Genomic DNA, 10,187 nt, shown 5'->3' on the forward strand with positions numbered 1-10,187 from the left:
CCCGCCGGTCCGGCGGGCGCCCCACGGGTCAGGCGTTGCGCCGGCGGTGGGCGACGGTGAGGACGTGGGTGGTCGGCCAGTCCAGCGGCCGGCCGTCCAGGTCGGTCAGGGACGCGACGGGCGCGATCCGGTTGTCGATCACCCAGTCGTTGCGGACCGGCGCCGAGGCGGGGCCGATCTCGAAACCGGCCTCGGTGAGCAGCTCCGACCAGTCGGCGAAGCTCAGGCCGCAGAACTGCTCCTTGGTCTCCGACAGCCAGTTGTCGGTGTAGTCCTTGCGGGTCAGGTAGTCCATCGCCGCGCCCAGGCCGAGACGGACCGCGCCGTCGGCCAGTGGTTCGTACGCGAAGCCGAACGCGAAGTCCACGGCGAACTGGTCCAGCCGGGCCCGCGTCGACAGTCCGGAGACGTACCGCCGGACCTCGGCCGAGGACAGGTCGGCCAGGTCACGGCGGGGCGAGGCCGGGTTGTCGCCGTCGTCGCCGGTCAGTCGCAGGATCACCGGCCGCTCCGGCTCGTCCGGCCCGCACACGTCACTGTTGATCCAGACGCCGCCCGGCACCGTGTGGTCGTGGATGCGGCGGGCGAACTGGAGCAGCGACTCCCGCTGCCGCCCGTACGACCAGATCTCGTGGGTCAGCGCGAAGGTGAGCGTGGTGTCCACCGAGCGGTCCTTGAACACCGCGCCGCCGAGGACGTTGCGGTGGAAGAAGTAGACGTTGGCGTTGCGGAACACGCCCTGCGCCTTCTTGTGCAGGCACTCCTGGTAGAGGTGACGGGCCACCTCCACGCCGATCAGGTCGCTCTCCCGCAGCGTGGCCTCCCGGTCGGCCAGTTCCAGGACGGCGCCCGCGCCGCAGCCGATGTCCACGATGCGGCCGGGCTGCACGTACCGGCGCACCGAGTCCCACTTGCGTTCGGCGGCCGAGGCGAACGCCTCGACGTAGGTGCGGTAGTCGCGGGTGACGGTGAGGCCGCCCTCGTCGCCGACGAGCGGGTCGTTCACCACCGACCGGATCGCCTCGACCAGGCGGTAGCGCTCGAACACGTCGATCGTCGCCGGGTGGGTGAGCGTCCGCCATCTCTCGTCGCCGGCGGCCAGGCGCAGCAGCACGTCCCACGGCCGTTCCGGGGTCTCGGGCAGGTCCGGGTCGGCCTCGACCAGCGCGATCGCGAAGCCGAGCCGCTCGTACAGCTTGGCGACCTCCGGCGTGGAGCAGGCCACCACCGTGTCGGCGGGGGTGAGTTCGAGTCCGGTGGCCACCGCGATGCTCTTGAGCGTGACCTCGGCGAACGCGTCGGTGTACGCGGTGTCGAAGATCGGCACGGCCAGCGAGCGCAACCCGGTCAGCACGCTGAACCGCTCGATCGCGGCCTCCCGCCTGTGGTACGCGACCGGGTTGCGCCTGGTGTTCTCGTGGTTGGCCGACGTCACCGCCCAGACCACAGTGGCCTCGTCGCCGGCGAGCCGGCTCAGGTAGTCGGCCTGGAACCGGGTCAGCAGGTGGTGCCGCCCCGGGAACAGCACGAAGCGGGTCGGCAGGTCGGTCATGGTCACCTCGCCTGGGCGGTGGAGCGGGCGGTGATCATACCGGGACGCGCCAGGAACGCCAGAGATGGCCGTACCGGCCGTCGGCCGCGAGCAGTTCCTCGTGCGTGCCCTGCTCCACGATCCGGCCGTGGTCGAGCACCACGATCCGGTCCGCGCTCACCGCCTGGCTGAGCCGGTGCGCCACGATCAGCGTGGTCCGCCCCTGCGTGGCCGCGAGGGCCGCCCGGTCCAGGTCGCGGGCCCCGGCGCTGCCCGCCTCGGCGGTCGCCTCGTCGAGCACGGCGACGGCGGGCGCGGTGAGCACCAGCCGGGCCAGGGCGACCTGCTGGGCCTGGGCGGCGGTGAGCCGGTGGCCGCCCTCGCCGACCGGCGTCGCCAGCCCGTCCGGCAGGGCACGCAGCCAGGTAGTGGCGCCGACCCGCTCCAGCGCGTCGAGCAGCTCGGCGTCGGTCGCCTCCGGGGCGGCCAGGCGCAGGTCCTCGGCCAGCGGGCCGGCGAAGACGTGCACCTCCTGGCTGACCAGTGCCACGTCCCGCCGGGAGGTGGCCTCGCCCGTCCCGGTCAGCGGCGCGCCGTCGAGGCGTACCGATCCGTCGGTGGGCGCGATGATCCCGGCGGCGATGCCGGCGAGCGTGCTCTTGCCGGCGCCGCTGGCGCCGACGAGCGCGACCCGCTCCCCCGGCGCCAGGCGCAGCTCGACGTCGGCGAGCACCAGCGGCCCGTCGTCGTAGTGGTGCCGGCGCACCGTGACGTCCAGCGCGGCCGGGCCGCGCGGGCCGGCGGGCGGGGCGGCCGGGCCGGACGCGGTGGCCGGGCCGGTGTCGGGCAGGTTCGCCACGCCGACCAGCCGGGCGAGGCTCGCGCCGGCCTGCAGCACCGAGTCGGACTCCATCAGCAGCAGGCCGATCGGGTTGAACAGCCGGTGGAAGTAGAGCGCGGCGGTGGTCGCCGCGCCGACGGTGACCAGGTCGTCGCGGACCAGGAAGAAACCGGCGACGAGCACCGCGGCCAGGCCGAGGAACTCGGATCTGTTGATCCGCAGCCCGAAGCGGGTGTGCAGGTTGAAGATCTCCAGCGACAGGTCGCGGGCCAGGCCGGAACGCTCGGCGATCGCTGCCACGTGCGCGTCCTCGGTCCGGTACGCGCGCACCGTCGCCGCGCCGCGCAGCGCACCGGCCATCGCCTGCGTCCGCTCGCCGGTGGCGACCCGCTCCCGGGCGTAGTACGGCGCGGAGCGCCGCAGGTACCAGCGCAGCGCCAGCGCGTACGCGGGCGCGGCGACCAGCCCGGCGAGGCCGAGCCGCCAGTCCAGCGCGACCAGCCCGAACACGGTGAGCACGACGGACAGCAGCGCGCCGACGAACGCCGGGCCGCTCACCGCGATCACGTTCGTCACCACCGCCACGTCGTCGCCGACGCGGGCCAGCAGGTCGCCGGTGCCGGCCCGCTCCAGCGTCGCGGACGGCAGGTGCAGCGCCCGGTCGAGGACGCGCTCACGCAGCCGGGCCAGCACCGTCTCGCCGAGCCGGGACGCGAGCGCGGCACCGAGCGCGGTGAGCAGGCCGGTGAGCACGGCGGCGGCGGCGATCACCGCCACCCGGCCGGCGATCCGGGAGGCCGGGGCGTCGGCGATGACGTCGTCGACCAGGCGGCCGAGCACCCAGGGTGCGACCAGGCCACCGGTGGCGGCGGCGACGAGCACCGTCGCCGCGGCGGCGCTGAGGCCGGGCCGGTCGCGGAACCGGGCGACGAGCGTGGTCCAGGTCTGGCGGGCGGACGCGACGGGCAGCAACGTCCGGCCGGGGGTACGCGGTTCGGCGGTCACCGCAGCGTCTCCTCGCGGTAGCGGGGGTCCTCGGCGAGCAGGCGCTCATGTGGTCCCTCGGCGGCGACCCGGCCGTCGGCGATCACCACCACCCGGTCGGTGATGCGCAGCAGGGCCGGGCTGCTGGTGATCAGCAGCGTGCCCCGGGGCGCCGCCCGGCGCGCTTCGGCCAGCCCGTCGGCGAGCTGCGCCTCGGTGGCCGCGTCGACGGCGGTGGTGGGGTCGTGCAGCACCAGCACGGGCGGGTCGGCGTGCAGCGCCCGGGCCAGTCCGAGCCGCTGGCGCTGTCCACCGGAGAGGTTCGCGCCCCGCTCGACGAGCCGGTGGTCGAGGCCGCCGGGGTGCCCGTCCACCACGTCCTGGGCGGCCGCCGCCCGGACGGCGGCGTGCAGCCGTGCCTGATCGGTACGGGCGCCGGCGGCGAGGTTCGCCGCCACGGTGCCCTCGAAGAGCGTCACGTCGTGCGGTTCGACGAGCACGGTGCCGCGCAGCGCGTCGACGTGCAGGTCGTCGGCGGGCACGCCGTCGACACGCACGGTGCCCCGGCGCGCGTCCGGCGGCACCCGCCCGGACAGCAGCGCCACCAGCGCCTCGGCGTCGGCCGGGTCGTACGCGAGCACACCGACCACCTCGCCGGGGCCGACGCGCAGGTTCACCCCGTCCAGTCCGGCGTGCCCGACGTCGTCGAGGGCGAGCCGGGGCCCGTCCGGGTGTGCCGGGGCGGGCGCGTCGCCGGGCCGGGTGAGCGGCTCGGCGCCGAGCACGCGCGCCACCCGGGCGGCGGAGGCGCGGGCCATCGCGAACAGTTGCACGCACCAGCCCATGGTCTGCACCGGCTCGGCGACGAACTGCGCGAGGCCGACCACTGTGACGAGCTCGCCGATGGTGAGCCGGCCGCGCAGGGCGAGCCAGCCGGCGACACCGGCGACCGCGGCGAGGAACAGGCCGTTGGCGGCGGTGGTGAGCCCGAGGTGCAGTCCCTTGGTGTTTGCGGCGCGCAGCGTCACGGCGAGCGCGTTGCGGCTGGCGGCGGCGTACCGGCCGGCGGCGTGGTGCTGGGCGCCGATGCCGCGCAGCACGCGCAGGCCGGAGACGAGGTCAACGGCGAGCGCGGTGGTCTCGGCGAGGGCCTCCTGCTGGGAGCTGCTGCGCCGGGACAGCAGCGGCGCCATCCGTTGCAGCACCAGGACCAGCACCGGTACGCCGACGAGCACGCCGAGCCCGAGCGGGACGTCGATGACCAGCAGCGCGGTCGCCGCGACGGTCAGCGCGGTCACCGCGGCGACGCCGAACCCGGCGACCCGCACCACGTACGCGGAGAGTTCGGCGTCGGAGGCGGCGACCGAGAGCAGTTCACCGTCGCGCAGGCCGGAGCGGTGCCCGCGCGGGTCGAGCGCGCGCTCGGCGATCTCCACCCGGAGCAGGTGCGCCTCCCGTTCGACGGCGGCGAACGCCTGGCGGGCGCCGTTGCGGTAGGCGAACGCGAGCACGGCGAACAGGGCGGCGAGGCCGGCGACCGAGTACGCGAGCGCCCACGGGTCGCCGGTCACCACGGCGCGGTCGATGATGACGCCGATCGCCACCGGCACGAGCGCCTCGGCGACCTGGTGCAGGCCGAGCAGCGTCACGCCGATCAGCACCGGCCGTCGCTGCCGGCGCAACGCCTGACGCAGCACGTACCGGGCCGTGACGGCGCCGCCGGCGGGTTGCGGGGACACGAGGGGAGGCCTCCAAGGCTCGAAGTGAGGACAGCCTAACCTCAGCCCTCGCGGTGACCGAGTCGGGTGGCACGGCTCACCACGGTCTCCGCCAGCGGGGCCCGGTGACCGCCGGTAATGTTGATCAGGCCGAGAGTGCACCCATATGTCCGCTGCCCCGAGGAGCGACCATGCTCGATCACGCGTCCGGCCGCATCGACATCGCCCGCCTTCAGGAGACGCTCGACGGACCGTGGGCCGAGGTCCGCCGGGCTCACCGCGAACATCTCGACGAACGGTTCCTGCCGGTCTACGGCGAGACCGGCGACCAGGCGCGCGAGCGGATCACCCGGCTGCTCGGCGAACTCCCGGTCGAGCTGGGCATCGCCGCGGGCTTCCCGCCCGAGTACGGCGGCCGGTCCGACGTCGGCGCCTCGATCGTCGCCACCGAGATGCTCGCGCAGGTCGACCTGTCACTCATGGTGAAGGCCGGCGTGCAGTGGGGCCTGTTCGGCGGCGCGGTCGCCGCGCTCGGCACCAAGCGGCACCACGACGCCTACCTGCGGGACATCGTCTCCGGACGGATCTTCGGCTGCTTCGCGATGACCGAGACCGGCCACGGCTCGGACGTGCAGCAGCTACGCACCACCTGCGTGTACGACCCGCGGACGCAAACCTTCGACCTGCACACGCCGCACGAGGCGGCCCGCAAGGACTACATCGGCAACGCGGCCCGGGACGGGCGGATGGCCGTGGTCTTCGCCCAGCTCATCAGCGACGGGCGCCGCCACGGGGTGCACGCGTGGCTGGTGCCGATCCGCGACGAGCACGGCAACCCGATGCCCGGCGTGACCATCGGCGACGCCGGGCCCAAGGCCGGCCTGCTCGGCGTGGACAACGGGCGGCTCAGCTTCGACCATGTACGCGTACCGCGGGACATGCTGCTGGACCGGTACGCGCAGGTGGCCGAGGACGGGACGTACTCCAGCCCGATCGAGAACGACTCCCGCCGGTTCTTCACCATGCTCGGCACGCTGGTGCGGGGCCGGGTCAGCGTGGGCGGCGCCGCGTCGGCGGCCACCAAGGCGGCGCTGGCCATCGCGGTGCGCTACGGCGACATCCGCCGCCAGTTCAGCGACGCCGAGGGCGACCGCGAGGTGCTGCTCAACGACTACCTGGCCCACCAGCGCAAGCTGCTGCCCGCGCTGGCCACCACGTACGCGCTGCACTTCGCCCAGACCGAGCTGGTCGCCGCGCTCGACGAGATCCAGGGCGGCGACGGGCCGGTCGACGAGCACCGGCAGCGGGAGCTGGAGTCCCGGGCCGCCGGACTCAAGGCGGCGCAGACCTGGCACGCCACACGCACCATCCAGATGTGCCGGGAGGCGTGCGGCGGGGCCGGCTACCTGTCGGAGAACCGGCTGCCCAGCCTCAAGGCCGACACCGACGTGTTCACCACGTTCGAGGGCGACAACACGGTCCTGCTCCAACTGGTCGCCAAGGGCATGCTGACCGGCTACCGGGACGAGTTCGGCTCGCTGGACGGCTGGGGGCGCGCCTCGTTCGTGGCCGAACAGGTACGCGAGATGGTGCTGGAGCGCACCGCCGCGCGGGCGCTCATCGCGCGGCTGGTCGGCGCGGTGCCGGGCCGGGACGACGAGGTCGCCGTCACCGACCGGGGCTGGCAGCTCAAGGTGTTCGAGGACCGCGAGGAGCACCTGCTGGACAGCGCGGTCCGCCGCCTGCGCGGTGGCGCCTCCACCAAGAAGGACCGTCCGTTCGACATCTTCAACGACGTGCAGGACCACGTCCTCGCCGTCGCCGCCGCGCACGTCGACCGGGTGACCCTGGAGGCGTTCGTGGCCGGCATCGACGCGACAGCCGACCCGGCGGTCAAGGAGCTGCTGTCCCGGGTGTGCGACCTGTACGCGCTGAGCGTCATCGAGGCGAACAAGGGCTGGCTGCTGGAGCACGGCCGGCTCACCCCGGCCCGGTCGAAGGCGATCACCGGCGTGGTGAACGGGCTGCTCAAGGAGCTGCGCCCGTACATGCGCACGCTGGTCGACGGCTTCGCCATCCCTGATGCGTGGCTGCACGCCGCGATCCTGCGCGAGGAGCCGGCACGCCAGGAGACGATGGCCGCCCACGACGCCACGGGCGACCCGCAGGCGGTCGCCGCGTAGCCGGCCGGCGCCACGGCCCCCGGTCAGCCGCCGGGGGCGGGCGCGGGTCGCGCCGGTGCCGGTGAACCGGGTGTGCCGGCCGGTTCGCCGCCGGCCGGCTGCGACGCGGCGTACGCGCCGGCGCCGATCGCCAGGTACAGCCCGCCGAACAGCCAGAACGCGGCGAACAGGAAGCCGCGCTCGGCCATCGCGGAGATCATGACGAGCGCGCCGGCCAGGGCGGTCACCGCGTACCCCGCCCGGATGCCGTACGCGCACAGCGCGCCGACGACGAGGGGCCCGGCGATCCACAGCGCCGCGCCCACCCAGCCGACGCCGACCGAGCCACCTGCGGTCGCGACGGTCACGAGCACGCCGGGCATCGCCACGACGCCGCCGGTCAGGTAGCGCCACCAGCGTCCACCGGCGCCGCGCCGCATCGCCCACGGCACGAGCGCCGCCGCCCCGGCCACCAGCGCGAGCGGGAAGTAGTACAGCCCGATCTCGCCGGACGCGCAGGCGAACAGCGTCAGCGCCGCCGCGCCGGCGAACCGGGCCGCGCCGCGGGCCCGGCCCTGCAGCACGAGCGGCGCGGCCACGAGGAGCGCCGGCAGCAGCGTGAGCAGCGCGATGCCGGGGCCGAACCGCCGGACGACGCCCTGCTCGCCGGAGTCCGCGCCGAGCGGGTCCACCGGCACCGCGGACGGCAGCAGGAAGCTGACGCACACGGCGATCAGCACACCGGCGGCCACCGCGACCACTGACAGCGCCCGGGCGGCCCGCTCCGCGCCGTCCTGGACCGGCAGGCCCAGTTCCTCCCGCGCCTGGCCCGCCACCGCGCCCGGTGCGCCGAGTCCGGCGAGGATCTCGGCGGTGTCGCGTCCGCTGTCGAGCGCGTCGGCGATGTGCGCGCGGACGTCCGCGACGATCTCGCGTGCCGCGTCCGGCGGGATCTCCGACAACTCCGCGTCGAGGGCCCGCAGATAGGTCTCCGCCGCCTCCGGGAGGCCGTCGTCGCTCATGTCTCCTCCGCCATCAGCTCGTCCACGTGCGGCTGGATCTCCCGCCACACCGCCGCGAACATCCGCAGGTGCGCCCGCCCCTGATCGGTGATCGTGTAGTACCGCCGGGCGTGCCCCTGCTCGGGCGCCACCCACCGGGTCTCCACCGTGCCCGCCTGCCGCATGCGGGCGAGCAGCGGATAGAGGCTGCCCTCGCTCGCGGTCAGGTCGCGGACGGCGAGCCACTCGGCCAGTTCCAGGCCGTACATGTCGCGTCGCGAGAGCAACGCGAGCACGCAGTACTCCAGCACGCCCTTGCGGATGTTCGTGGTGATCCGCTCACGTGCGCCGTCCATGCGACGCAAGATACCTTGCTATGCAAGACATGTGGCGCGAGGGGTCCGCGGCACGCCGCGCTCGGCGCACCGCGAACCGGGGCCGGTCAGAGCGTCCGGTACGAGACGAAGGTGCCGCGCGTCGTCCAGCCCCGGAACAGGTCGTCCGGCGCGGCCTGCGGCGATTCGAGTGTCGGACATCGATCGACGTGCATTGACACATTTCGTTACGGCGGTGATAGTAACTGCAAAGCTCCCGCCGGTCCCTCCGCTGGGACGCATCGCGGCGGCGCCACACCGACGTGGCCGGCACACCGCCACCACCACCGTCCAGGGAGCGCCGTCACGACGTCCCCTGGAGGACGCATGAGAAGAAGATCGAAGATCTACGCGGGGCTGGCGGCCGCCCTCGTCCCGCTCGCCTCCGTGGTCGTGGCGCTCGGCGCGACACCCGCGGGCGCCGCGATCGGCGGCTCGGGGCCCTACCCCGCCGACTACGAGACCTCGTCGAGCCTGCCCAACCACACCATCTTCCGTCCCCAGACGCTCCCGTCCGAGCGCCTTCCCGTCCTGGTCTGGGGCAACGGTGCCTGCTCGGCGAACGGGCTGTCGCAGGGCAACTTCCTGCGCGAGATCGCCTCCCACGGCTTCCTCGCCATCGCCAACGGCGCACCGAACGGCTCCGGCTCCACGAACGCGCAGATGCTCACCCAGTCCATCGACTGGGCGGTGGCGGAGAACTCGCGGTCGGGGAGCAAGTACTACAACCGGATCGACACCACCAAGATCGCCGTGGCCGGGTTCTCCTGTGGCGGCGTCGAGGCGTACGCGGTCTCGAACGACCCGCGCATCACCACCACCGGCATCTTCAGCAGCGGTCTGCTCAACGACGCCGACGACTACCAGTTGCGGCGCCTGACCAAGCCGATCGCGTACTTCATCGGTGGGCCCAGCGACATCGCCTACCCGAACGCGATGGACGACTGGGGCAAGCTGCCGTCCGGGCTGCCCGCCTTCATGGGCAACCTGAACGTCGGGCACGGCGGCACGTACGACCAGCCCAACGGCGGCGAGTTCGGCCGGGTCGCGGTGCTCTATCTCAAGTGGCGCCTGAAGGGCGACATCAGCGCCGGCGCCAACTTCGTCGGACCCGACTGCGGTCTGTGCCGCACGCAGTGGAGCGTCCAGCAGAAGAACCTGACGCTCGACGCCCCGCCGCCCACCACTCCCCCGCCCACGACCCCGCCGCCCACCACGCCGCCGCCGACCACACCGCCGCCCACCACCCCGCCGCCGGGCGGGGCCTCCTGCACCGCCGTCTACGCCGTCCAGGACCAGTGGAACGGCGGGTTCGTCGCAGGCGTGACGGTGACCGCGGGGAGCACCGCGCTGACCGGCTGGCGCGTCACGCTCACCCTGCCCGGCGGCGCCGCGATCAGCTCGCTGTGGAACGGCGTGCCCAGCGGCACCAGCGGCACCGTCACCGTGGCGAACCAGAGTTACAACGGACGGCTCGGCGCGGGGCAGAGCACCACCTTCGGCTTCCAGGGCACCGGGACCGGCGGCGGCGCCACCGCCACCTGCACCGGTAGCTGAACCATCTCGGCGGGGCCCG

Annotated in this window: 7 protein-coding genes; 2 read left to right on the forward strand and 5 right to left on the reverse strand. The window is 74.1% G+C overall.

The window, feature by feature from the left end; genetic code table 11:
• Positions 1-28: 28 nt before the first annotated feature.
• Genes OC439_RS21595 through OC439_RS21605 form a run of 3 tightly spaced genes read right to left on the reverse strand, consistent with a single transcriptional unit; the run spans position 29 to position 5,095 of the window.
• Complete coding sequence (locus OC439_RS21595) at positions 29-1,552, reverse strand: class I SAM-dependent methyltransferase (RefSeq protein WP_262015009.1); 1,524 nt, start codon at positions 1,550-1,552, stop codon at positions 29-31.
• 34 nt (positions 1,553-1,586) lie between these two features.
• The gene (locus OC439_RS21600) at positions 1,587-3,377 is read right to left on the reverse strand and encodes an ABC transporter ATP-binding protein (RefSeq protein WP_262015010.1); all 1,791 of its coding nucleotides are present in this window, start codon (positions 3,375-3,377) and stop codon (positions 1,587-1,589) included.
• Positions 3,374-5,095: an ABC transporter ATP-binding protein gene (locus OC439_RS21605; protein ID WP_262015011.1), complete on the reverse strand. Its 1,722-nt coding sequence runs from the start codon at positions 5,093-5,095 to the stop codon at positions 3,374-3,376. Before OC439_RS21605 ends, OC439_RS21600 begins: the two co-directional genes overlap by 4 nt.
• Before the next feature lie 170 nt (positions 5,096-5,265).
• On the opposite strand from OC439_RS21605, the gene OC439_RS21610 reads away from it, so the two are divergent.
• Positions 5,266-7,257, forward strand: coding sequence for an acyl-CoA dehydrogenase (locus OC439_RS21610; RefSeq protein WP_262015012.1), 1,992 nt, complete (start codon positions 5,266-5,268; stop codon positions 7,255-7,257).
• 23 nt (positions 7,258-7,280) lie between these two features.
• Here OC439_RS21610 and OC439_RS21615 read toward each other — a convergent pair whose 3' ends face one another.
• Complete coding sequence (locus tag OC439_RS21615; RefSeq protein ID WP_262015013.1) at positions 7,281-8,258, reverse strand: DUF1700 domain-containing protein; 978 nt, start codon at positions 8,256-8,258, stop codon at positions 7,281-7,283.
• Positions 8,255-8,593: a PadR family transcriptional regulator gene (locus tag OC439_RS21620; RefSeq protein ID WP_262015014.1), complete on the reverse strand. Its 339-nt coding sequence runs from the start codon at positions 8,591-8,593 to the stop codon at positions 8,255-8,257. Before OC439_RS21620 ends, OC439_RS21615 begins: the two co-directional genes overlap by 4 nt.
• A gap of 345 nt (positions 8,594-8,938) precedes the next feature.
• Here OC439_RS21620 and OC439_RS21625 point away from each other — a divergent pair, with 345 nt between their 5' ends.
• Positions 8,939-10,168, forward strand: a complete 1,230-nt coding sequence (locus tag OC439_RS21625) for a cellulose binding domain-containing protein (RefSeq protein WP_262015015.1) — start codon at positions 8,939-8,941, stop codon at positions 10,166-10,168.
• Positions 10,169-10,187: the final 19 nt, after the last annotated feature.

Origin of the sequence: Micromonospora sp. Mcm103 (assembly GCF_024519755.1) — a bacterium.
In the GTDB taxonomy this organism is placed as follows: Bacteria; Actinomycetota; Actinomycetes; order Mycobacteriales; family Micromonosporaceae; genus Micromonospora; species Micromonospora aurantiaca.